The sequence below is a fragment of the Mesorhizobium sp. LjNodule214 genome (assembly GCF_964252735.1).
In the GTDB taxonomy this organism is placed as follows: Bacteria; Pseudomonadota; Alphaproteobacteria; order Rhizobiales; family Rhizobiaceae; genus Mesorhizobium.
Genome location: NZ_CAXUPE020000001.1, coordinates 2,000,387 through 2,023,041, shown reverse-complemented (window position 1 = coordinate 2,023,041; position 22,655 = coordinate 2,000,387). Strand labels below are relative to the sequence as shown.

The window sequence follows — 22,655 nt, the reverse complement described above, 5'->3', positions numbered from 1 at the left end:
GATCAACGCTCCCCGGTCACCTTGCGGCGGATGAAACTGTTGAAGAGGACGGCCAGCAGCAGCATCGAGCCGAGGAACACCTGGAACCAGTCGGAGTCGAACTTGGTGTAGGTCAGGCCGATGGAGACAAGGCCGAAGATGATAGCGCCGAAGAAGGCGCCGATCGCCGAGCCATAGCCACCCGTCAGCAGGCATCCGCCAATCACGGCGGCGATGATCGCCTCGAATTCCTTCTGGAAGCCGCGGCGCGCGTCGGTCGAGCCGGCATCGAGCACGGTGATGATAGCGACGAGCGCTGCGGCGCATGCCGTCAGGGCGAAAAGCCCCGTCTTCACGCGATCGACCGGCACACCGGAGTTTCTCGCGGCATTGGGATCACCACCGGCCGCGAAGATCCAGTTGCCGACACGAGTGCGCAAAAGCACCCATGTTGCGACGCCGGCAATGACCACGAACCAGACGACGGACACCGGTACGCCGGTTACTTTCGGCACCCCATTGTCGAATTTCTCGATCAGGCCGTGTTCAGCAAGCCAGCTGAAGAGATCCTGAAAGGCAACTCCGGAGAACAGCCGCTTCAGAGGTCCGTCGCCAACGAGGTCATTTATCCCGCGAAGCTGTGTCGAGCCGCCGGTCGCCCATTTGAGGCCAACGAGGGTCAAGCCGCGCAGAATGAAGAGGAATGCAAGCGTCACGATGAACGAAGGCAATCGGGTTCTGATGACGATCTGCCCATGGACCGCGCCCATGGCACCGGCCAGCAGCATCGTCAAGATGATGGCCATCCAGGCGGGCTGACCGAAATTGGTCAATGCAGAACCGAAGATCAGACCAGAGAAAGCCACCATCGAACCGATGGACAGGTCGAACTCGCCACCGATCATCAGCAAGGCGGCGGCGATGGCGAGAATTCCCAACTGCGACGCAGGAGCCAGGATCGTCATTGCGCCCGAGAGCGAAAACATCGAACGATCGGCGGTGAAAAAGAAGAAGATCACCACCAGCACGAGACCGGCAACAGCGCCGAGCTCGGGGCGACGCATCAGCTGTGTGAGAATTCCCACCTGCCTGATGCGTTCGTCGGATTTTGCCGCATCCGCAGCTTTCTGTTCCGCAGCCATGATACCTCCCAATGGATTGCAAGTCTGCTGAAGCATCGCGGGCAATCCTCATCGCCCATGTCGTCAGCCGAAGGCCCTCCCCGAAACCGGGGAGGGATTGCCGACGATCACGCGTTCAGCAGTCTTGGGTTAGCGGATGCCCTGAGCCGAGAGTTCGACGACCTGCGCCGCCTTGTCCTTGGTGATCAGGTTCGGACCAGAAGGCACATTGCCGCCGGGGATCAGACCATACTTGGCATAGTTTGCGAGGAAGACCACGGGCAGATAGCCCTGCAGGAACTGCTGCTGATCGATGGCAAAGGCAGCATCGCCGGCGGCGACAGCCTTCAGGAAGTCTGCCGAAAGGTCGAATGTGGCCACCTTGACCTTGCCGGTCATGCCGGCATCGGCAACAGCAGCCAGGGACGGCTCGCCTGCGGTGCTGGCACCGAGTGCCATGATGGTGTCGACTTCAGCATTCGCGCTGAGCGCGGCCTTCACCTTTGCACGAACATCAGCCGGATCATTGGAAACCGGCAACACCGTGGCACTGCCAGCAAAGCCATCGGAGAAACCCTTGCAGCGCAGGTCGAGCGCTACGTTGCCGACTTCCTGATTGACGCAGATTGCGACCTTGCCACCCAGTTCCTTCAGCTTTTCGCCGGCCGCCTTGCCGGCACTGTATTCGTCCTGACCGACATGCAGGAGCGCACCCAGCGACTTCGAAACATCGGAGCCCGAGTTGATCGAGATGACCGGAATGCCGGCGGCAACAGCTTTCTGGATAGATGGCCCCAATGCCGAAGAATCCGGGATCGAGACGATCAGGCCATCAGGCTTCTGGTTGACCGCCGCATCGATGAGCTGGCTCATGGCCACCATGTCGAAGGTTTCCGGTGCGCGGTAGTCGATATGTACGGCGGAATCCTTGGCGCCAGCCGCCATGCCGTTCTTGACCACGGACCAGAAAGGATCGTTGGCCTGGCCGTGAGTCACGGCAATGATGGAAATGTCCTTGGCAGAGGCGGCACTCGAAGCGGCGCCAAGCGCGCCCGCGAACGCCACACCAAGCATGATGTTACGAAGAAACGACTTCATTTCAGAACTCCTCCCAAAAGAATGCCCCGCGCCTCCTGGCACGAGCACGATTGTTGCGCCCCACACGGCGCGTCTGCTATCGGGTGCAAACTTTCTTGCTACCGGTAGCAAACTAGATGCGTTATAAAATCGCGCTGTCGAAAAATCAACTGTTCATTTCGAGTTTCGAGAATATGGAATATACATTCCGAAGGCAGGAGACTCGGGCATGAAGCGGGCGACGGCTCAGAACGTGGCAGCGGAGGCGGGCGTATCCAAATGGACCGTGATACGGGCCTTCACGCAGGGCGCATCGATCACGGAGGCGAGCAAGGCGAAGGTGCTGGCCGCCGCCGAGAAACTCAACTACCGCCCCAACCTTCTGGCACGCAGCCTCGCCACCAACCTGACGCATCAGGTCGCAGTTCTCGTCGACGACTTCGAGAACCCCCACAAGCTTCCCTTCCTGGCAAAGCTGACATTAGGGCTGCAGGCCGAAGGATTGCTGGCGGTCCTGATCAACATCAACGACCACTACAATCACATCCACGCAATCCTCAACGCCGATCAGCGCCAGGTCGATGCGATCGTTCTGTTCGGCACCGCTTTTCGTGACGAGACTTTGAACGATCGAAAACTCGGACGCGACGGCGCCCCGCTTTTCGTCGTGGCCAGGGACTGCCAGATCGAGGGTGTGCCGGCGATTACCTGCGATACCGATATCGCCATGGAGGAAATCGGCCGCCATCTTCTGGCGCGGGGCTACCGCCGACCGGGTTTCATGGCGGGGCGGAAAACATTGTCGACGGCGCTCGGACGACGCCGCAAATTCAAGGAATTCTGGCGTCGGGAGCGCGATGTCGACTTGATGGAAATCGCGGCCGAACGCTACAGCGTCGATGCCGGCGCGGAAGCGGCGCGTGCCTATCTCGAGAGAACACCGGCGGGAGAACGCATCGATGTGCTGATGTGTGAGAACGATGCGCTGGCGTTCGGCGCCATGGACGTGATCCGCAGCGAATACGCATTGAGAATACCGCAGGACATTGCCGTCGTCGGTTTCGACAACACGGCGTTTTCAGGATCCCCGACCTACGACCTCACGACTTATGAGCAGCCGGAGTCCGAAATGGTTGACGTCATGATCGCCATGCTTCTGGGCCACCGGGAGAAAGCGACAACCTATTTGCCGGGGCGGCTGATTGTGCGGACGTCCAGCTGACCGAAGGCGTGCGAGGCAGCGCTCAAAATCATCAGCACTCCCCGGATGTCCCGCCGTCAGCTGCTCGCATCGACAAAGCGAATCCGCCAGTCGCCCGTGTAGACAAACGAGGCTCGACAACAGTGCCTACTCGGCAGCCATTGCTAGTTGCGGTTCCGGTTGCTCCGTCGACACCTCCTGGCTCTCACCCGCAGTCGGCTTGATCCGGAACCATGCAGTGTAGAGCGCGGGAAGGAAGAGCAAGATCAACACCGTGCCGGCGGCCGTTCCGCCGATCAGCGTATAAGCCATTGAACCCCAGAAGACGGAGTGCGTGAGGGGGATGAAGGCGAGCACGGCTGCAAGTGCCGTCAAAATGACGGGCCGTGTGCGTTGCACCGTGGCCTCGATGACCGCGTGATAGTCGTCAATGCCGGCAGCACGGTTCTCCTTGATCTGTTCGGTCAGGATCAGCGTATTGCGCATCAGGATGCCGGCCAGTCCTATCATGCCCAGAATGGCGTTGAACCCGAAGGGTTGGTGGAAGGTGAGCAGCATCGGCACGACGCCGACAAGGCCAAGCGGCGCCGTCAGCATGACCATGAACATCGTCGAGAAGGATCGCACCTGCAGCATGATGACGATCAACATGGCGGCTATCATGGCCGGGAAGACCTTGCCTAGCGCGGTGTTGGCCTTTTCAGCCTCTTCGATCGATCCGCCCATTTCGATGCGATAGCCGACCGGAAGGGACGCGATCAGCGGCTGAAGGGCCTTCATGATCTGCTTGGAGACCTCCGGAGGCTGGGTCGCCTCATTGATGTCCGCACAGATCGTGACAACGGGCGTGCGATCGCGGCGCTTCAGGATTGGCTCCTCCTGACGGATTTCCGAATGCCCGATCTGGTCGAGCGGAATCGAGCGGCCATCTCGGCTCACGAGCGAGAAATCCGCCAGACGTGCCGGATCCAGCCGCTCGCCGCCGGCGCTGCGTGCCACGATGGGGACATTGCGGATGTCCTCGCGAACCTGCGTAACGGGGATGCCGGTGAGAAGGAATTGCAGTTGCTGGGCCACCTCCGCCGGCGAGAGGCCGATGAGGTTCAGTCGATCCTGATCTGGGACAAAGCGAAGCACGGGCGTGCGATTGCCCCAGTCGCGGTTGGCCTGTCGCACATCCGGGACGCCCCGCATGATGTCGAGGGCCTTTTCGGAAATGCTGTAGAGTTGCGTCGCATCGGGTCCCATGACCCGGAACTCGACCGGGAACGGCGTGTAGGGGCCGAACACGAGCTGCGTAACGCGGACATACGCCTCGGGCGCAAGCCCTTGCGCCACCGCCTCCCGGAGCCGGTGCTTCAAAGACTCACGCGCTTCGGCGTCCGGGGTCAGCACGACGATCTTGGCAAAGGCAGGATCAGGCAGTTCCGGGGCCATCGCGAAGAAGAAGCGGGGGGCGCCCTGACCGACATAGCTGGTGACGATCTTGGCCTCGGGCTGGCTGTCCAGCCAATGTTCAAGCTTCTCGACTGCGGCGGTCGTCGTCTCGATGCTGGCACCTTCCGGCAGGCGAACCTCCACCAACACTTCGGGGCGGTCGGATGTCGGGAAGAACTGCTGTTTGATGCCGGCCATACCGACGACGGAAAGGGCGAAGGCGATGCCAACGATACCGCAGGTTACGAACTTATGGCGTACGGCAAAGGTGATGAGCCGCCGCAAGCGTCGATAGTTAGGCGTGTCGTAAATAGCGTGGTGACCGCCTTCGACCGGTTTGATCGCGGGCAGCATCTTGACACCGAGATAGGGCGTGAAGACCACCGCGACGATCCAGGAGACAATCAGGGCGAACCCCACGACCCAAAAAATGTTGCCGGCGTATTCGCCGGCCGTCGAGCGCGCAAAACCCACCGGCACGAAGCCGGCGATCGTCACCAGCGTTCCGGATAGCATCGGCGCCGCGGTGTGGCTCCATGCATAGGCCGCCGCTTTGATGCGGTCCATGCCCTCTTCCATCTTCACCACCATCACCTCGATGGCGATGATGGCGTCGTCCACGAGAAGACCAAGCGCCAGGATGAGGGCACCGAGCGTGATGCGGTCGAAGAACCGGCCGGTTTCCAGCATGATGAGGAACACGACGGCGAGCGTCAGAGGGACGGCAGCCGCCACGACGATGCCGACGCGCCAGCCCATGCTGAGCAGGCTGATCAGCAGCACGACGCCGAGCGCCATCGCGAACTTCAACATGAATTCGTCAACCGCCGAGGTGATGTTGACGGCCTGATCGGACACCTTGTCGAACGTCATCCCAAGCGGCAGTGTCTTTGCGATCGTGGCAGTCCTGTCCTCCAGCGCCTTGCCGAGCGCGCGACCATCCCAGCCTTCCTGCATGACCGCCGCGAGCATGATGGTGGGCTCGCCCTGACGCCGGATGAGGTATGTGGGAGGGTCTTCATAGCCGCGGCTGACCTCGGCGATGTCGGAGAGCTTCAGTGTCCGCCCCGCGGCGACAATCGGCGTGTCGGCGATCGCCTGAACGCTGTCATAGGCGCCGTCGACCCGAATGAAGAGCCGCGGCCCCTGGGTGTCGATCGAGCCTGCGGGCGTGACGGTGTTCTGCCGCTGCAAGGCGGCGACGATGTCCTGTGCCGACACGCCGAGGGTTGCCAGCTTGGCGTAGGAAAACTCGACGAATATCTGTTCGGGACGTTCACCAAGGATGTTGATCTTCTTGACGCCGGGCACGTGCAGGAGGTCCTGGCGGATCACCTCCGCCTGCCGCGCCAGTTCCCGCATCGGCATGTCCTTGGCCTTCAGCGCATAAAGGGCGAAGCTCACATCCGAATATTCGTCGTTGACGAAGGGGCCAAAGACGCCGGGCGGCAGGTTTCGGGCTTCATCCCCGAGCTTCTTGCGAGCCTGGTAGAACTCCTCCTGCACGACGGATGACGGTGTGCTGTCCTTCAGCGTGACCGTCATATACGCATAACCTGGCCGTGTGGTCGTCTCCACCCTGTCGTACCAGGTCAATTCCTGAAGCCGCTTCTCCAACGGTTCGGCGACGAGATCCTGCATCTCGAGCGCCGTCGCGCCCGGCCATGCCGTCGTAACCGTCATGGTCTTGATGGTGAAGCTAGGGTCCTCGGCCCGGCCGAGCATGAGGAAGGCGTAGGCACCAGCAGCCACCAGCAAGAGGATGAAGAACAGGGTGACGGCGCGTTCGCGAACGGCGATCGCGGACAGATTGAAGCTCATCAGTTGCTCCCGCTTTCGGACTCGGTCCGGACGCGAGCGCCCTCCTGCAGGAGGTGGGCGCCGAGCGACACAATGGGAACGTTGGAGTTCAATCCGGAGATCACAGCGGTCTCGCTGGTTACACGAACAAGCTGGACGGGCTGAAAGTGTACAGTTGAGCTGGCGCTGTCCAACACCCAAACGCCAGTCTTGCGGCCGTCATCGAGCACGGCTCCCAGTGGCACCTGGACCTCCGGCTGTTTCACCTGGCTTGCGAGCCGAACGGTTACCGTCGCGCCAAGCGGTGCTGCGGCAGCCTCACCGTCGAGCACATAGCGCGCCTCATACGTGCGGGTCTGGGCATCGGCGGAGTCCGACAGCTGCCGCAGATGCGCTGAATAGCGACGTTCATCGCCACCATACACGCTGGCCTCGGCTGCCGAGCCTATCGCCGGCCGGATCGTTTCGGGAAGCGCGACAACCGCTTCGCGGGGGCCGGCCTTGGCGATCCGGATCATTGGCTGGCCGGCAGCCACGACCTGCCCCGGCTCGCCGAGCGTTTCAACCACCGTTCCATCCGCGTCCGCCAACAGGACTGCATAGGCCGCCTCGTTTTCAGCGACCCGTGCATCGGCTTCGGCGGCGGCAAGTTGCGCTTGGGCTGTATCCATCGCAGCCTTCGCCTGCTCGTAGCGCTGGGGTGTAACCCACCCACTGCCGAGCAAGCTGGCGTAGCGCCGTTCATCCGGCTGTGTCTGAACGACGGTTGCACGCGCTGCCGCAACGGCATTGCGTTTCGCCGAAAGCGCAAGGCGCAGATCGGTATCGTCAATCCGCATCAGCGGCTGACCGGCTTTGACCTCCTGACCGACGTCCACCAACCGTTCCACGATCTTGCCGGGAACCCGAAAGCCGAGATTGCTCTGCACCCTCGCCCCGATGATGCCGGTGAAGCCGCGTTCTGATCCGGTCACCGGCGCTGCCGACACCAATCTGACGAATGGTGCTTCCTGCCTCGGGTCGGTCACCAAAGGGGCTTCCTGCGCAGGAGTAGCAAGCGTGGCGAATGCCGCCGCCCATGACATCGCCGTGAGGGTCGATCCCAATACGATAACGGTTCTCTTTTTCACGCTCGTCGCCTCATCTCAAAATAGATTGCGTTCGCCCTCTATATCGATTATAGATTACGAACGCAATCAAAAAATAGGAGATCGACGATGCGCGTGAGCCGCGTTCAAGCCGCAGAAAACCGCGAGACCGTGATCAATGTGGCAAGCCGCCTTTTTCGGGAGCGCGGCTTTGACGGCATCGGCCTCAAGGATCTGATGAAGGGTGCCGGGCTGACCCAGGGCGCCTTTTACAAGCAATTCGAGTCAAAGGACGACCTGGCGGCGCAGGCGTCCAGGCGAGCGATGGAGAGCGCCACCCAGAGCGAGCGGTTTGGATCAGAACTTCCGGCTCGGCAAGGAAGCGTCGCGCCGAACTGTGTCGTTGTGTCGCCAAGCACCTCGCGTACGATTACGAAACCCACAGCCTCCACCTATGAACCTCCAGTTCTCGATGGGGGGGTCGAGTCCAAAACGCGACCTTAAACATCCCAAAAAGTATAACAAAATCAATAAGTTAAAGTATTGGTGGCCCGGAGGACATCCTAAAATTATTGATTTCACTAGCTTTTTCGTGGGTCAAAATCAGAAGTCTTCCCGTATCGTTTCGTATGGTTCCGCGAGGCTTTCACGATCGAATTTGGCTACTCCTATCTTAAATCAATCCAAGAGCACCTCAAGTTGGAACGTCTGACCGCAGCGATTTATCACGAAATTTGGCCTGATTTTGGAGGTGTCAAAATCGACCCGGATAATTCTATTCGATTGCTTGCACCGAACAGATCGCGACAGCCTACGCTCGGCTTGCCGGCGTCGGACGCACTAGCATTAACGAGCGTCCCGGCGTCAGAATGCTAGAGCTTAGGTCAGCCCGGCATGCCGCCCTTCAGGTAGTCGATCTCAGGCGTGGCGGTGTACAGTCGCCGCATGTTTCGGACCTTGTTCAGAGGCAATACCACAATGGCTTACCCGTCAAAGATGATGGCGAATCCCGAGGTCATCCTCAGAATCCGACCACTGATCACCCCCTTGTCGGTCTCGACCTCGGTTGTCGCGGCCGACATATTGGAGATGGTACGAAGACTATCAGCGGCGCCGCAACAAAAGGGGACGTAAATCAATGAGAAGGCGAGCCAAACCAGACCGACGGTTCGCGTCCTGAATATCAGATTGGCAATGGCCGCTAGGCCAGCGAGCGGCAGATAGGCAAAGGCAAGATGACCCCCAGTCGATTGGTGAGGTCCCTCATAGAAGTACCAGGACCCAGCGAGGCCGAGCGCAATCAGCCCGATTGAGATCACTATCGTGCGCATTCGGCGCCTTGGCGCATCCGCAATGAAACGAGCAATGAGCAGCGCTAGCCACGCCGCGACCGACATAGGGAGCAGTGCGATCGATGCTCCGATCAAGAGGTCTTGCACGGTAAGCACGGAGATGAGGCTCCACTCAACCGGCGCAAAGAAACCGAGATTGTAGAGCGTCGCGCCGACCATCGCAGTGACCGACAGGCCGGTAGCGATCTCGGTGAGACTCCGCTGCTCGAGCGACAGATGCTGGCGAAGCGCCGCTATTTCAATCATCGCGCCTGCTCCACGCCGAATGAGTCGTTGGCGTTCAGCAGATGGCGTTCGGAGAATTTGGCAAACATGGCGATGTTCCTCGAGTTGCGATTTGCACGAACTCGATAGACCTGTCGCCTGAACTAGACTTGAATGAGGGGGCTAAGCCGTCATCGGTCGGGATGCCGAGGGAGGTTGCTGGCGCAGCGAACTTGGAGCGAGCCCGTACATCCGACGCGTCGTTCGACTCAGATGGGCAGAATCCGCGAAGTTCGTCGCATGAGCTGCATCGGTCCAAGACGTTCCCCCGAAGCCGAGTTCGAGCGCTCGATTGAGCCTCGTCCAAAGAAGATAGGCTCGGAACGAGATGCCCGTTTCCTCGACGAAAAGGTGTCTGAAGCGCCCCGCGGAGAGCCCAACATGATGGGCCACCGCTTCGAGCATGAGCGGCTCCCCCAGTTTTGCAGCAATATAGGCGGTGGCGCGAATAATCCTCTGATCGACCAGGCTTGCCGGAACACCTCCGCAAAGAGCGTAAAGCGTCTCCAGCGCGATATCCTCGAGCTCTTCGTCGAGGTTTCCGTCGTCGAACGCAGAACGAAGAGCCTTGGCGTGTGGCGCTATGTCGACGGTAGGGATTCCAACGATATGGTCGCCTCCAAAACGGGCCAAAAGGGCGCGGCCCAGCGCCGACTCGGGCTCGCAGAAGAGGTTGGCAACCGTCTTGCCCGGTGCCTGGAACGAGTGCGCAAGGTCGGACGGAATGAAAGCCGCGCCATTGGATACCCAAGCCGCCGCATCACTCGTTCGGAATTGCACGCGATCGGATAGGCCCATGCTGACCTGAATGGCATGGTGGGAGTGACACTCAATCGGGCCAACTGCTTGCCCGATCCAAAGACTTCCGCCAGACCAGAAGATGATCCTGCCAATGCCCGAGATCTGCATACGGCCTCTATGCCACAAATCTCGCAAACAATGGAGATGGTTGAAGTCGGTCCCCGGTCGTTTCGGCGCGAGAGACATCCAGCTACCCGCATCGGCGAGAGGGTCCAACGTCGCTGAACTGCTCCAAGACAGTCTTGACAATCGCTTCATCGTTGCCTGCAAGAACACCGGGCAATTCGAGGTGGAGCCGACAGGCGCATCTACCCAATGCACACCTGACTGCGCCGCATGATCGCGAGCCTCGTCGAGATTGCGCCAGAGCCAACTTTGCACCCGCCTCACAGAAGTCAGGACGTGATCTCCACCAGCGAGCCATCCGGTGTTCGGGCGACCGCTTCATAGTAGCCATCTCCGGTCATGCGCGGATGCGAGACCAGCAGGCCGTCTTCATCAAGTCGTCTGGCGAGGGTATCTACAGCTTCATGTGAACCGACGGAGACGGCGATATGCGCCCAGCCCGGAACTTCCGCGCCGGCGCGCGCCATGTCATCGGCAACCCACGGACCGGTCATCAATTCGATGGATGGTCCACTGTCCAATTCCACGAAGCGAGATGCGAAGCCTGGGCGCCGCCGACTTTCATACCGCTCGCCGATCTTGGCGTCGAAATAGCGTGACCAGAAAGCCGCGGATGTTTCCAGGTCGGCGGTCCAAAGTGCCGCATGCGCAACTTTCGCATTCATGGCAACCATGCCGACGATCCGGACCAGAATGTTTCGAACAGATTTGACCCGTCACATCCGATCATCACGACGGTCGAGCACGGTCTAATGGACGTCCAGGGCATCGCTGTTGGTTTCCACATTTCGTACCGCGTCGGCCAACCGGTGTTCAGGCAAGTCTCCTGATCGAATTGCCGCGACGATGTGCCTGGCAATCTCCTCAATCCCGGCTGCCGGAAGAAGGATGAGGTCGGCACCCGCTTTCACGGCGGCGACCGCGGTTTCGCCATCAGAGAGGCCTCGCAGCATTGCAACGGCATCAATATCGTCACTGACGATAATGCCGGTAAAGCCAAAATCGCGGCGCAGCATATTGATGGTTTTCTCCGAGCGAGAGGACGGACATTCCGGATCGACGGCGGGCACCAGCGCCGGGCCGGTCATGATCGCGCGCACGCCGGCCTGGATCGCCGAGCGGAAAACGTCAAATCCCGGGAGAAGATCTTCTGCTGTCCCTCGAACATCCGCGAGTTCGATTGCCGGGTCACCTGTGACGTCATGGTGGCCGGGAAAGTGTTTGGCCGTAGCCAGAACGCCGGCACTCTGGACCCCGCTGATGAACGCCCTCGTGATGCGAGCAACCTGAAGCGCATCCGTGTCAAGCGTTCGTCCATGCAGCCAGGGATTGCGACCAGTGAGGACATCGACCACGGGACCGAGGAACATTCCCACCCCAAGTTCCCTGGCCCTCCGGCCAATTTCCTGCGCACGTTGGCGAATGGCCTCATCTTGCATCGAGAGCAGCTCCGCCTGATCACCAAAGCTTGGCGCCAGTCCATGGAGACGTTCGATTCCGGCTGGTTCCTGATCAAGCGCGATCATCACCCTGTCGGCGCGGCTGGCCACTTCGCCAGCCAGACCGCGGAAGTCTTCCGCTCTTTCAGAGGCGCGTCTGGCATCGCTCATTCGACGCGAAACATATTCGGCCCGTGTCTCGCCGAGCAGCAGAGATCGGCCACCTTCGTCGAAATAGCGCTTCAAATCATCAGTCAATTCCAGACTGTCGATAGCGGGAAGGAGGACCGCGCGGGCGTTGCGTTCGATGCTGTCCACGGTCTTGTCCCTTGCAAATGTGTTCGAACCAGAGAATTTGCCGCGGCCGTGCGCATGAGAATGCTTCGGCCTGAAGCTTGGATACAGTCACGGTTTTCTGACGTTCCGCCCGGCGCTTGCGGCAGCCGCGCGTCTGAGCGATATCATTCCATCCCGCCCCGAGGCGCTGGCCTTGCGTTGACCACAGACTTCTTCTCGCGCTTATTCCGCGTCAACGGGCGCTTCGCAAAGTTGCTCGCTATACGCATGGGATACTTCAGAATACGCCAAGCACTTAATTCTGGATAACTCAACGTTCTCCTGATTTGTGCGGTTTATGAAAGCCACGATTTTTCCCCCGAAAAAATATGACCCCGCCAAGGAAAACAATATCAGGCTCGCCAGAGCTGCGATTGGAATTGAAGGCCTTTTTCGGGTTCGATTCAACATTGGCTTTTCCATGCAATAGGCAGAACACGGCCCTCTCCAGCGCCGGGACAGCCATCTAGGAAATCGGGTGCAACTCGATAGCCAACCAGATCGAGTCCGTGTCCGCATAATAGCGATGCCACGGATACTCCCACCGGTTCTTGCCGGCGACGCGACAGAATGGGTCATGCGTGTAGCCAACCGGCATCATGATATCCTCATAGAGCGCGGACTGCTCCCGCTCATGGAATTTCTGCATGCGGCCGAGACCATGGATCTGGGTGTGCACTTCGAGGAACGGGTGCTCATTGTGGATGAAGCAGTCGGTCTCTCCCGGCGACCACCACAGGTTTAGCTTCAGCTCGAACTCCTGATTTGCCGCGACAGTCGGATTCTCGTTGGTAAAGGCGAGAGGATTGGTCCTCACGGTGCCGATCGTGTCCTGCGCCGAGATGTAGAGGGGCGTGTCGCGCGGAAAGCTCCTGATCCGGTTGCCGAGCCAGTCCCAGCCGCGCAGGGCAACGCCGCCGAGGTTAGTTGTCTTGTTCATCTTCAGCACCGCCGCACGCTCTGCGCTGACGATCTTCGCCCCCTTGAGCGCGGTCGACTTCCAGGCCGGCACGATGCCAGGCACGGCCGATCCCGACGTCACCATCGGCTTTGGCGAAAGGTTGACGACCACACCGTCTTCCACGGCGAAGTCGCGCACATTGTCGACCAATGACGCCGAGATGAAATCATCGGCAAAAGCCAGATTGCGACATGCGTTCTCTTGATAAGCCATCGGTATCCTAATTCCATGCGTCCAACTCTGGCGGATGGAACCACGCTCCACCTCGCCGTTCAATTTCGCGGCGAGCGTATTCCTGGCGCAGAAGCAAGCGAATTATGCGTCAGTTAGCGTCAGGCTGACCTGTGTGGGCGGGTCGCGCTGGCACCCAGTGCGATGACGACCAAGGCGACGAACACCACCCACAGGCTGGCGCGCAGTGAGGTGGCCTGGGCCAGCATGCCGATGAAAGCCGGGCCGACGAGCAGGCCAGCATAGCCGAGCGTGGCGACGAGCGACATCGCCGAGCCTGCCGCATGGCCGCCGATCTGCCCAGCTGCGGCAAACAGTAACGGCACCACATTGGCGATGCCGAAACCGCACAAGATGAGCGCCAGGAAGATGACCGGCACCGTCGAGATGCCAAGGATCACCACCAGCGCAAGAGCGCTTGTCGCGGCCCCGAGCCGCAACAGCCGTGCCGGCCCGAACGCAATGGCCATAGCGTCGCCAACAACCCGACCGACCGCCATCATGCCGGCAAAAACCGCAAAGCCGAAAGCGCCGGTGCTCTCCGACGCACCGGCATTGCCGACCAGATAGATGGCTGTCCAGTCCATCAGCGCCCCTTCCGAAAACAACGCCAGGAACGAGACCACACCGACGAGTACCAGGCGTCGTCGCTGGACGGGGTCGAGCCGCGCCGCGCCTTCGTTCGAATTCTTGCGAACTGACACATGCGGTTCGCTCAGCCAACAACCGGCAGCGCCGAACAGGATCACGCCCATTCCGGTGACGCCGAGGCACGCCTGCACATTGCCGCCAGTAGAGAGGATCAGCCCACAGATGCCGGCGCCCCCCAGATTGCCGACACTGAACAATGCGTGGAAGGACGACATGATATGGCGGCCGACGCGTCGCTCCAGGAAGGCCGCATCCGTATTCATCAACACGTCAAGCGCTCCGAACGAGGCGCCCGCGAAGGCAACGACAAGCCCCAACGACATCACGCTCGGCGCATGCGGTGCAACGATCAACGCCAGCCCGAAGCCGGTACAGGCGACCAGACATAGGATGCGCGTGCCAAACCGCGGCACCAGTCGGCCGACGTTGGTCATGGTCATGATGGCGCCTGTCGCGAAGCAGAGCAGCACGAAGCCTAGCGTGCCCTTGTCAATCTGCAGCCCCGCGCTGATGGACGGCAGGCTGGCGGCCCACGCGCCGATGCCAATGCCGCCCGCAAGAAAAACCATGAAGGAGGCCAAGCGTGACGGCGACTTTTTCTCGGCGGTGATCATTGGAATCCTGCTTGCCGACGGGATCGGCCGGTTGTGGCGGCATGGCCCATGGATGAGAGGGCTGGCGAGCCGGTAGATGCGCCTGCAAAGGGACCACGGCACCGATCGCCATCCGTTGTTCGCCGGGATCGACGCCTATTCGTGACGTTTGATGGCAACCGCCCTGCTGGTCGCGGCAGCCTTTCCTACGGCTTCAGCGCCAGCGAGCGCCGCCAGCCCGTCGCGGCCCGTGGCACGAGGGCTGCCAGTCCCAGCGATGGCACCCAGGAATTGCTCGACCGTATCCGCGTAGAGATCGTTGGCCCGCAGCGGGATCGATTCGTTGCGCCCATTCACCCGCCGCGTCAGCGTTCCCGTGGAACGCTGCGCCAGTGTGCCGGCCGCGATCAGCGCTCCTTCCGAGCCGAGCGCTACGACCTGGCTTTCCACGTCAGGCGTGACGAAGCTCTCGTGCACCTGAACGAAGGTACCGCCGCTCATCTTCAGCGCATACATCGCATGATCGTGCACGGTGTTGGAACCGAGCGCCACGCCCGCGCCCAACGCGACCGCCGTCACCGGCGTCTGCTCCAGCAGGAACGAAGCGAGGTCAATGTTATGAACGCTGAGATCAAGGTAGATGCCGCCCTCGGCCGCGTCCTTGATGCGCCATGATTGCAGAACGGGTCGGAGATAACCGGCATGGACGATCATCAGCGAGCGGACGACACCTATCTCGCCGGCTGCGATCATCCGCTGCATCGTCTGGTGCACCGGTGACGACCGCAGATGGTGGTTGACGGCAAGCACCACGCCGGCCTTCTCGCACGCACGCACCATCTTCAGCGCATCCGTGGAGCGGGTGGCCAGCGGTTTGTCGCACAACACATGTTTGCCAGCCGCCGCCGCCGCCAGCACCTGGTGTCGGTGCTGCGTGTTGGTTGAGCTGATGTAGACCGCGCCGATCCGCCGGTTGGCGAGCAGCGCGTCGAGATCGGAGCAGGAGTCCGGAATGTCGAGGTCGCGCGCGAAGGCGGCGCCGCGCGCGCCGTCGTGGCTCATCACGCTCAGGGGCCGGCCGCCGGTGCGGCGGATCGCGTCGACCATGTATTCGCGCGCGATGGTGCTGGCGCCGATGAGACCCCAGCCAAAACCGTCGAGGGCCTCAATGGCAACCGTCAGAGGCCCGGCCGGAGCCAAACCCGCATGTCTGGTATTTTTCGCTTTGCGCAGGGCCATCGGAACACTTCCAGTCAGGTGATCGAGACCCATTGGCGAAGCCGCGAGGAATCGAGGCAGGCGTCAACGATCTGGGTGATATGGTGGCCGCTCTCGAAGGTTGGCCACATTTGCTCGCCGGTCACGATGGAGCGCACCACCTCGGCGATCTCGATCTGCTTGGATTCATTGTAGCCGAGCGCGAAGTTCGCGATGGGGAGGAACGCGGCATAAGTGGTGTTCTCCGGCCCGACGTCGATCTCGCGAAAACCCCTGCGGCCGATGCGGTCGTCATTGGTATAGAAGCGCAGGCGGTTTACCTCGTCATAGTCGTAGGCGATGCTGCCCCTCGTGCCGTAGATCTCATAGGTCTGCTTGAACTTGCGGCCGGTCGCGACACGGCTGAAATCGACGATGCCCATTGCGCCGTTCTTGAAACGGCAGAGCAGGTTCGTGGCGTCGGTGTTGGTCACTTCGGCCATTTCCTCGTTACCGGTTAGCTCAGCGCCACTGCCATAGTTGAACCCGGTGACGACGGGGCGCTTGTGCGTGACGATCGCGCAATCGGCGATCAGTTCGGACACCCGTCCCACCAGCCGCTCCATGAACGAAAAGACGTGGCTGCCGGTATCGCCGACGATGCCCGTCGGCGCGAGCTTGCCGTCCGCACGCCACATGAAGGGTGCGTTCGGATCGCCCAGCACATCGACATGCTGGCACGCCCTGAACAGCTTGATGTCACCGATCTCGCCCGAATCGATGATGTCCTTGGCAACGTCGTGGATCGGGTTGCGCGGGAACGCGTGGCCGACACGCGTGATGAGGCCCTTCTCGGCCGCGATGTCGGCGAGCTCGCGCGCCTCGGCCGCCGTGTTGGCAAGCGGCTTTTCGCAATAGACATGCTTGCCGGCGAGGAGCGCCGCCTTGGCGACCTCGTGGTGCAGACTATCGGGAAGGCAGATATCGACCAACTCAACTGACGGATCGGCCACCGCTGCGCGCCAGTCGGTCGACAGCTTGGCATTCGGGACCAGCTTGCCCGCCTTCTCCAGCGCCTGAGCACTTCCGTCGATCAGCCAGGCGACTTCAGCCGTGCCTTTGTCCGAGCCAAAGATGAACGGTATGTTCTGATAGGACATGGTGTGGACCTTGCCCATCCAGCCGCAGGCGCCCAGAACGGCTACTTTCACGGATCTGCTCATTGGTCCTCTCCTGTCCGCTCGAATTACTGGACCAGCTCAGCACGCAGCTTTGACGCAGCGCGCAGTGTCACGGCGGCGATGGTCAGCGCCGGATTCACCGCGGCCGAGGTCGGCAGCACGCTTGCGTCCATGATGTAAAGGTTCTCGACGTCATGCGATCGGCAATGGGTGTCGACGACCGAGGTCGCGCCATCAGCGCCCAACTTGGCTGTGCCGCACTGATGCGACGGCGTACGACGATCGAAAGCGCGCGACAGCACGATCGGAAATCCGGCCGCCTTGAACACGCCACGCACTCGTTCAACCAGCGCCCTGTGACCGAGCATGTTGGAGCGCTGCCAGTCGAGCACGATCGCCGACCCGTCAACCATCACCCGGCTTTCCGGATTGGGCAGGTCCTCGCTCATGACGTACCAGTCGAAGGAATAGCGGGCGATCAGCCCCGTGACGAACTCCGGCACGCTGGGCATGCTGGCCTTGAAGATCGGTCCCGATATCTTGCCGAGCAGTTGCACATTGCCGAGCGGAAAACCGGTCTTGGAATCGTGCAGATAGAAGTCGTTGAAGCCGAAGGTCTTGGAATGGACCGCGGTGTTGCGCAAGCGAGGATCGAGCGTGATCATCGCGCTGCAGTTGTGGTTCATGAAGTTGCGACCGACCTGGTCGGAGCCGTTGGCGAGACCGTTCGGATGCTGCCCGTTCGCCGAGCGCAGCAGGAGCGCTGCGGAATTGACCGCGCCTGCGGCCAGGATGAAGCGTTTGCCGCGCACCGGCACGTCCTGCCCCTTGTAACGGATCATTGCTTGCTTGATCGTCTTGCCCGAGGCGTCCGTGTCGAGGCGCAGCACGTCCGCGCCGGTCAAGAGTTCGACATTGTCGTGGGCGAGTGCCGCTGCGAGCGGACCGGTCTCGGCGTCGATCTTCCCGGTGAAGGTGTCGGGAAAGGCATCCCATGGCGTCGATGCGCGCTTCAGCCACGCGACATGATCGATCGCGATCGGCAGCGAACTTGTATGAATGCCGATCCTCTTCAGCCGCTGGCGGACCTTGCCGATCGAGGGCTCGTCCGGAACGGCCGGAAAATCGTAGCCGGTCGAATGCGGCGGTTCCGTCGGATCGTCGCCCAGTTCGCCGCGTACGCAAAACAGCCGCTCGGCCCGGCCATACCACGGCTCGATCTCGTCATAGGAAAACGGCCAGCCCGGCGTCGAGCCCTCCATGTGCTGCTGCGGGGCGAAATCCTCCGCGCGGTTGCGCAACATGATCGCGCCGTAGAATTTCGAATTGCCGCCGACATTGTAGAAATTGCCGGGGCTGAACGGCATCCGCGAGCCGTCGAGCCAGGATTCCTTGGTGCGGAAATGCTTGCGCTGGAAGATTGCGCGCTCGTCGCGCGTCTCGGGCGTATCCTGAAGCTGCTCGCCGCGTTCGAGGATGAGGATCCGCGCTCCCGTGTCGGCAAGCACGGACGCAGCCGTCGCGCCACCGATGCCCGATCCGATGATGACGATGTCGGCGGAAAGCTTTGTCACTGCGCATGCCTCGTCGATGCCCGCCGCATGTTGGTCATGCTGCCTCGACCGCCTGCCCATAGCCGACATTCTTGCGCGCGAAGCGGCGTACCCGCACATTTGCCTGCTCGGCATGGCCGGCGAAGCCTTCCATGATGCAAAGCCTGGAGCAGCGCTCGCCAATCATCGCCGAAGCCTCGTCAGTGACGATCCTCTGATGCGTGCAGGTCTTCAGGAACTTGCCGACCCAGAGGCCGCCTGTATAACGCGCCGCCGTCTTGGTCGGCAGCGTGTGATTGGTGCCGATCACCTTGTCGCCATAGGCCACGGTCGTGCGATGGCCGAGGAACAGCGCGCCGTAATTGGTCATGTTGGCGAGGAAGTAATCGGGATCTGCGGTCATCACCTGGACATGCTCGGAAGCCATGCGGTCGGCCTCTTCCACCATCTCTTCCAGCGTGTCGCAGACGATCACCTCACCGCAGTCTTCCCAGGCCTTGCCGGCAATGGCTGCGGTCGGCAGGATCTTCAGCAGCCGCTCGATCTCGCGCATCGTGTCACGGGCAAGCTTTTCGGAATTGGTCAAAAGCACCGCCGGCGAATTCACGCCGTGTTCGGCCTGGCCGAGCAGATCGGTGGCGCACAATTCACCGTCTGCCGTGTCGTCGGCGATGACCAGTGTTTCAGTCGGCCCGGCGAAAAGGTCGATGCCTACCTGGCCGAACAGGAGGCGCTTGGCCTCCGCAACATAGGCGTTGCCCGGTCCGGCCAGCATGTCGACCGGCTTGATGGTCGCGGTGCCATAGGCCATTGCGCCAATCGCCTGGACACCGCCCATGCAGTAGATCTCGTCGGCGCCGGCAAGATGCTGCGCGGCGACGATCAGCGGCGCCGGGCGGCCCTTGAAAGGCGGCGCACAGGTGATAACGCGGTCGCAACCGGCGACCTTCGCCGTCAAAACCGACATGTGTGCGGAGGCCAGGAGCGGGTACTGCCCGCCAGGTACGTAGCAGCCGACATTCTCGACCGGGATGTGCCGGTGGCCAAGGATCACGCCGGGCAGTGTCTCGACTTCGATGTCTAGCAGGGAATCGCGCTGTGCCTGTGCGAAGTTTCGCACCTGTTCCTGCGCGAAGCCGATGTCATCGCGCTCCTGAACCGTGAGGCTGTCAACGCACGCCTGAATTTCGGCGTCGGTCAGCCTGTAGGACGAACGGTCAAGCCCGTCGAACCTGGTCGACAGTTCCCGTACCGCCGCATCGCCGCGCGCTGCGACATCCGCCAGCAGCGCCTCCACAGTCGCCGTCAGCTTGGCATCCTGCGCAAATCCGGTGGCAGCTTTCGACGATTTCAGCTGTCTGATCATGTCTGGACCTTTTGCCGAGGCGTTTTTGTCGCCCCTCATTCGAGGGCGAAGCCGGAGCGGCGCCTTTTAGAAAGGCAGCCGCTCTCCGGACTCACATATGCTGTTCAAGTTCGCGGCCGGCGGCGTATTCCGCCTGCTCCTTTTCGTAGTAGGCGGGCGACGGGAAATCCCACCAGCCGGTGACGAACGGCCCGGCCGCATCGCGTGAGGTGGTCACCTCGACCAGAGCTGGCGCACCGCAATCGAGCGCCGCCTTCAGCGTCTTTTCCAGATCGGCCGAGTCCTCGACCTTCCAGGCTTCCATGCCGAAGTTCCTGGCCACTTCAGCGATGTTGGCGGTGTAGGGCTCGCCATTGCCCTTGTGGTGGTTGAACTCGCTGCCGACATGGCGCCCCATGAACTTGCGCTGGCCGCCACGGATCGACATGTAACCGCGGTTGTTCTGGACCAGGAACACGGCCGGGATGTCGTTCATCACAGCCGTGCCCATCTCCGGCAGAGACATCATGAAATCGCCGTCGCCGACCACTGCAACCACTTGGCGGTCGGGCTGCGCGAGCTTTGCGCCGAGTGCTGCCGGTACCGCCCATCCCATCGGGGAGAATGAACCCGAAGTGAGGTGCGTTCGCGGTTCATAGACCGGGAACGTCTGCTTGACTGCGCCCTGCGTGTTGCCCGACCCGGCCACGACAATGCCCGAGCGGTCCATCACCTTGCGCAGCGCGCCGAGCGGCCGCTGCGACGTGAAGGGGCTTTCGTTCGAGTCGCGGCGCGGCGCCAGCATCACCTCCCATTCGGCCTTGGCCTTGCGGACATCGGCATGGAAGCGGTCACGCCGGCCGAGCGCGCGGCTCGACTGCTGGTCCGAGATCAATGCCAGCATCGCCTCGAGCGTGGCGCGGGCGTCGGCGACGATGCCGACTTCGGTCGGATAATTCTTGCCGATCTCATGATGGTCGAGATCGATATGGATGAGCTTGCCGGGCGGGATGGAGAAGGACGCGCCCTTGCGATAGCTCGACGCCGACCAGTCCGTGAAGCGGCAGCCGACCGACATGACGACATCGGCGCTGGCAGTGATCTGATTGCCGCAGGCGGTACCGGTCTGGCCGATGGCGCCGATCGACAGCGGATGATCCTCGGGGAAGGCGCCCTTGCCATTCCAGGTAGAGGAAACGGCCGCCCCAACCTTCTCGGCCAGCGCAAGCAACGCCTCCGAGGCATTGGCGCTGATTGCGCCGCCGCCCGCGATGATTACCGGTCGCTCGGCTGACAGCAGCAACGCCGCCGCCCTCTCGACGGCGGCGGGATCGGGATAGGCGACACCGATCGCCATGCGCGAAGCGAGTGGATGGATGGTGACGTTGGCCGCTTCGGTCTGAAGGTCCATCGGCACTTCCACATGCACCGGCCCGGGACGGCCCGACAGCATTGTGTTGAAGGCACGGTGCATGATGAAGGGCAGTTCGTCGACGCGGCCCGCCTTGTACACGCGCTTTGTCACCTGCTCGGTGATACGCGGGAACGCGTTCTCCTGCTGGCGCTCCAGCTCCTGCATGACGCCATGACCCTTCATATGCGTCGCCGGACCGCCGGAAACGTAGAAGGCCGGAATGGAGTCGGTGTAGCAGGTAGCCAAGCCGATGATTGTGTTGGTCGCGCCCGGGCCGATCGAGGTCGAGCACGCCATCGGCTTGCCCGAAGCCCGGAAATAGCCGTCGGCCATGTGCACGGCGCTCTGCTCGTGCATGACCTGGATGAACGGGATCTGCGAGCCGGACTCGAGAAATGCGTCGAACAAGGACCAGATGCCGTGGCCGGGGACGCCGGCGACATACTCGACGCCGTACTCCTTCAGCGCTCGTGCTACGATTTGTCCGCCCGTCAAATTCATGGGTTCCACCTCAGTTTTCGCGTGGCCGGCGGGTCGATGGGCTCGGGGGCCCGGCGGCAGGATCGAGGCAGAGTTTCAGGAAATTGTCATTGACGCACAATTTCGCAGACACTTGAATATTGACGCGACATGACGCAACATATGCGACATGTGACTTAAAGTGGGCGAGTTCGATGGAACACGACGAAAACCAGGTGGCCCACTTCTCGGCCAACCTGCGCCTGCTCTGCGAGCGTCACGGCTCGATCTCCGCCGTCTGCCGGAAGATCAATCTGAATCGTCAGCAATTCAACAAATATCTTTCCGGGCTGCACATGCCCTCACCACAGAACCTGCGGCTGATCGCCAATTACTTCGGCCTGAGCGTACCGATCCTGTTTTCGCAGCCGGACGAGTTCCGCACCCTCGTGGAGGGAAATTTTTTCCACGCGATGGAAAATGTGCGCCGCTCGCCCGAGCTCAACAAGTTCGTCGAGGCGATGATCGTCGAATCGAGCGGCGACCAAAAAGAGGTCCTTGGCGTCTGGGACCGCTACCAGTACTCGTCGATCTACAAGGGGTTCGTCCTGCGCTCGGCGTTCTGCATCTACAAGAACAACCAGTTCCTGCAGCACTACTACATCGAGCGGTTTCCGAGCTACGACGATCCGACGAAGACGGAATATGTTTTCAAATATTACGGCTTCGTCTTTCCGGTGGCCGGCCGACTTTTCACCGCCGACTTCGAAGGCATTCAGCGGAACGAGCTGACCTTCGGCGTCTATGCGCCGGTCAAGCGCAGCTCATCGAAATTCATGTTCGGCATTGCCACAGGCATCGCGGCCACCATGTTCCGCCAGCCTTATTCGACCAAGGTGGCGCTGCACTACCGGGGACCCGGGCTGCTCAAGCGCGAGCACCTCGAGGCACTGACTGTGCTCGACCGCGGCGACCCCTCAATCCCGCGCGAGGCCTTGCAATTCCTCGGCGACGGCTCCGAAATGATCCAGCTCGGCTGACGCAATCCG

Annotated in this window: 18 protein-coding genes and 1 pseudogene; 4 read left to right on the top strand and 15 right to left on the bottom strand. The window is 61.4% G+C overall.

The genetic code is table 11. The features are described 5' to 3' along the window. Nucleotides 1–2 precede the first annotated feature (2 nt). Together ACSQ3Z_RS09590 and ACSQ3Z_RS09585 are read right to left on the bottom strand one after the other, a co-directional pair. A complete protein-coding gene (locus tag ACSQ3Z_RS09590; RefSeq protein ID WP_436171045.1) occupies nucleotides 3–1,121 on the bottom strand; it encodes an ABC transporter permease in 1,119 nt (372 codons plus the stop codon). 129 nt (nucleotides 1,122–1,250) lie between these two features. Further along, nucleotides 1,251–2,198, bottom strand: a complete 948-nt coding sequence (locus ACSQ3Z_RS09585; RefSeq protein ID WP_436171044.1) for a sugar ABC transporter substrate-binding protein — start codon at nucleotides 2,196–2,198, stop codon at nucleotides 1,251–1,253. A 208-nt stretch (nucleotides 2,199–2,406) separates the two neighbouring features. On the opposite strand from ACSQ3Z_RS09585, the gene ACSQ3Z_RS09580 reads away from it, so the two are divergent. Further along, on the top strand, nucleotides 2,407–3,399 hold the full coding sequence (locus ACSQ3Z_RS09580) for a LacI family DNA-binding transcriptional regulator (protein WP_436171043.1): 993 nt from the start codon (nucleotides 2,407–2,409) through the stop codon (nucleotides 3,397–3,399). Nucleotides 3,400–3,525: 126 nt separating this feature from the next. Here ACSQ3Z_RS09580 and ACSQ3Z_RS09575 read toward each other — a convergent pair whose 3' ends face one another. Both ACSQ3Z_RS09575 and ACSQ3Z_RS09570 read right to left on the bottom strand, forming a co-directional pair. Next, nucleotides 3,526–6,636: an efflux RND transporter permease subunit gene (locus tag ACSQ3Z_RS09575; RefSeq protein ID WP_436171042.1), complete on the bottom strand. Its 3,111-nt coding sequence runs from the start codon at nucleotides 6,634–6,636 to the stop codon at nucleotides 3,526–3,528. Further along, the gene (locus ACSQ3Z_RS09570; protein WP_436171879.1) at nucleotides 6,636–7,700 is read right to left on the bottom strand and encodes an efflux RND transporter periplasmic adaptor subunit; all 1,065 of its coding nucleotides are present in this window, start codon (nucleotides 7,698–7,700) and stop codon (nucleotides 6,636–6,638) included. The genes ACSQ3Z_RS09575 and ACSQ3Z_RS09570 overlap by 1 nt, the downstream gene beginning before the upstream one ends. A gap of 132 nt (nucleotides 7,701–7,832) precedes the next feature. On the opposite strand from ACSQ3Z_RS09570, the pseudogene ACSQ3Z_RS09565 reads away from it, so the two are divergent. Then, a pseudogene (locus tag ACSQ3Z_RS09565) lies at nucleotides 7,833–8,045 on the top strand (TetR family transcriptional regulator); the annotation flags it as partial. Between the two features lie 641 nt (nucleotides 8,046–8,686). Here ACSQ3Z_RS09565 and ACSQ3Z_RS09560 read toward each other — a convergent pair. The 6 genes from ACSQ3Z_RS09560 to ACSQ3Z_RS09535 form a co-directional block, all read right to left on the bottom strand. Next, on the bottom strand, nucleotides 8,687–9,301 hold the full coding sequence (locus tag ACSQ3Z_RS09560) for a hypothetical protein (RefSeq protein ID WP_436171041.1): 615 nt from the start codon (nucleotides 9,299–9,301) through the stop codon (nucleotides 8,687–8,689). Nucleotides 9,302–9,442: 141 nt separating this feature from the next. After that, the gene (locus ACSQ3Z_RS09555) at nucleotides 9,443–10,228 is read right to left on the bottom strand and encodes a helix-turn-helix transcriptional regulator (protein ID WP_436171040.1); all 786 of its coding nucleotides are present in this window, start codon (nucleotides 10,226–10,228) and stop codon (nucleotides 9,443–9,445) included. A 287-nt stretch (nucleotides 10,229–10,515) separates the two neighbouring features. Beyond that, nucleotides 10,516–10,920, bottom strand: a complete 405-nt coding sequence (locus ACSQ3Z_RS09550) for a VOC family protein (protein ID WP_436171039.1) — start codon at nucleotides 10,918–10,920, stop codon at nucleotides 10,516–10,518. Nucleotides 10,921–10,995: 75 nt separating this feature from the next. Continuing rightward, on the bottom strand, nucleotides 10,996–12,003 hold the full coding sequence (locus tag ACSQ3Z_RS09545; protein ID WP_436171038.1) for a glycoside hydrolase family 3 N-terminal domain-containing protein: 1,008 nt from the start codon (nucleotides 12,001–12,003) through the stop codon (nucleotides 10,996–10,998). Nucleotides 12,004–12,487: 484 nt separating this feature from the next. Then, nucleotides 12,488–13,195: a hypothetical protein gene (locus ACSQ3Z_RS09540; RefSeq protein ID WP_436171037.1), complete on the bottom strand. Its 708-nt coding sequence runs from the start codon at nucleotides 13,193–13,195 to the stop codon at nucleotides 12,488–12,490. 119 nt (nucleotides 13,196–13,314) lie between these two features. Continuing rightward, the gene (locus ACSQ3Z_RS09535) at nucleotides 13,315–14,433 is read right to left on the bottom strand and encodes an MFS transporter (RefSeq protein WP_436171036.1); all 1,119 of its coding nucleotides are present in this window, start codon (nucleotides 14,431–14,433) and stop codon (nucleotides 13,315–13,317) included. Between ACSQ3Z_RS09535 and ACSQ3Z_RS09530 the strand changes: the two genes are divergently transcribed. Continuing rightward, nucleotides 14,432–14,554: a hypothetical protein gene (locus ACSQ3Z_RS09530; RefSeq protein ID WP_436171035.1), complete on the top strand. Its 123-nt coding sequence runs from the start codon at nucleotides 14,432–14,434 to the stop codon at nucleotides 14,552–14,554. The two genes, ACSQ3Z_RS09535 and ACSQ3Z_RS09530, sit on opposite strands and share 2 nt — an antisense overlap. 59 nt (nucleotides 14,555–14,613) lie before the next feature. On the opposite strand, the gene ACSQ3Z_RS09525 is transcribed toward ACSQ3Z_RS09530, so the two are convergent. The 5 genes from ACSQ3Z_RS09525 to ACSQ3Z_RS09505 form a co-directional block, all read right to left on the bottom strand. After that, on the bottom strand, nucleotides 14,614–15,696 hold the full coding sequence (locus ACSQ3Z_RS09525; protein ID WP_436171034.1) for a Gfo/Idh/MocA family protein: 1,083 nt from the start codon (nucleotides 15,694–15,696) through the stop codon (nucleotides 14,614–14,616). Nucleotides 15,697–15,710: 14 nt separating this feature from the next. Beyond that, nucleotides 15,711–16,877, bottom strand: coding sequence for a Gfo/Idh/MocA family protein (locus ACSQ3Z_RS09520; RefSeq protein ID WP_436171033.1), 1,167 nt, complete (start codon nucleotides 16,875–16,877; stop codon nucleotides 15,711–15,713). 23 nt (nucleotides 16,878–16,900) lie between these two features. Further along, nucleotides 16,901–18,409 carry a GMC oxidoreductase gene (locus tag ACSQ3Z_RS09515; protein ID WP_436171032.1) on the bottom strand — a complete coding sequence of 503 codons (1,509 nt, stop codon included), beginning with the start codon at nucleotides 18,407–18,409 and terminating at the stop codon, nucleotides 16,901–16,903. A gap of 34 nt (nucleotides 18,410–18,443) precedes the next feature. Further along, a complete protein-coding gene (gene hisD / locus ACSQ3Z_RS09510) occupies nucleotides 18,444–19,754 on the bottom strand; it encodes a histidinol dehydrogenase (protein WP_436171031.1) in 1,311 nt (436 codons plus the stop codon). A 91-nt stretch (nucleotides 19,755–19,845) separates the two neighbouring features. Then, entirely contained in the window at nucleotides 19,846–21,648 is a 1,803-nt protein-coding gene (locus ACSQ3Z_RS09505; protein WP_436171030.1) for a thiamine pyrophosphate-binding protein, read from the bottom strand. Nucleotides 21,649–21,821: 173 nt separating this feature from the next. On the opposite strand from ACSQ3Z_RS09505, the gene ACSQ3Z_RS09500 reads away from it, so the two are divergent. After that, complete coding sequence (locus ACSQ3Z_RS09500; protein WP_436171029.1) at nucleotides 21,822–22,646, top strand: helix-turn-helix domain-containing protein; 825 nt, start codon at nucleotides 21,822–21,824, stop codon at nucleotides 22,644–22,646. Nucleotides 22,647–22,655 lie beyond the last annotated feature (9 nt).

Bases quoted from the DNA above. Each gene is read 5' to 3' on its own strand.
- ACSQ3Z_RS09585 (WP_436171044.1), bottom strand. From the start codon at position 2,198: ATGAAGTCGTTTCTTCGTAACATCATGCTTGGTGTGGCGTTCGCGGGC.
- ACSQ3Z_RS09590 (WP_436171045.1), bottom strand. From the start codon at position 1,121: ATGGCTGCGGAACAGAAAGCTGCGGATGCGGCAAAATCCGACGAACGC.
- ACSQ3Z_RS09575 (WP_436171042.1), bottom strand. From the start codon at position 6,636: ATGAGCTTCAATCTGTCCGCGATCGCCGTTCGCGAACGCGCCGTCACC.
- ACSQ3Z_RS09540 (WP_436171037.1), bottom strand. From the start codon at position 13,195: ATGGCTTATCAAGAGAACGCATGTCGCAATCTGGCTTTTGCCGATGAT.
- ACSQ3Z_RS09570 (WP_436171879.1), bottom strand. From the start codon at position 7,700: ATGTCATGGGCGGCGGCATTCGCCACGCTTGCTACTCCTGCGCAGGAA.
- ACSQ3Z_RS09580 (WP_436171043.1), top strand. From the start codon at position 2,407: ATGAAGCGGGCGACGGCTCAGAACGTGGCAGCGGAGGCGGGCGTATCC.
- ACSQ3Z_RS09555 (WP_436171040.1), bottom strand. From the start codon at position 10,228: ATGCAGATCTCGGGCATTGGCAGGATCATCTTCTGGTCTGGCGGAAGT.
- ACSQ3Z_RS09525 (WP_436171034.1), bottom strand. From the start codon at position 15,696: ATGGCCCTGCGCAAAGCGAAAAATACCAGACATGCGGGTTTGGCTCCG.
- hisD (WP_436171031.1), bottom strand. From the start codon at position 19,754: ATGATCAGACAGCTGAAATCGTCGAAAGCTGCCACCGGATTTGCGCAG.
- ACSQ3Z_RS09535 (WP_436171036.1), bottom strand. From the start codon at position 14,433: ATGGTTTTTCTTGCGGGCGGCATTGGCATCGGCGCGTGGGCCGCCAGC.
- ACSQ3Z_RS09560 (WP_436171041.1), bottom strand. From the start codon at position 9,301: ATGATTGAAATAGCGGCGCTTCGCCAGCATCTGTCGCTCGAGCAGCGG.
- ACSQ3Z_RS09500 (WP_436171029.1), top strand. From the start codon at position 21,822: ATGGAACACGACGAAAACCAGGTGGCCCACTTCTCGGCCAACCTGCGC.
- ACSQ3Z_RS09550 (WP_436171039.1), bottom strand. From the start codon at position 10,920: ATGGTTGCCATGAATGCGAAAGTTGCGCATGCGGCACTTTGGACCGCC.
- ACSQ3Z_RS09505 (WP_436171030.1), bottom strand. From the start codon at position 21,648: ATGAATTTGACGGGCGGACAAATCGTAGCACGAGCGCTGAAGGAGTAC.
- ACSQ3Z_RS09520 (WP_436171033.1), bottom strand. From the start codon at position 16,877: ATGAGCAGATCCGTGAAAGTAGCCGTTCTGGGCGCCTGCGGCTGGATG.
- ACSQ3Z_RS09530 (WP_436171035.1), top strand. From the start codon at position 14,432: ATGAAGGAGGCCAAGCGTGACGGCGACTTTTTCTCGGCGGTGATCATT.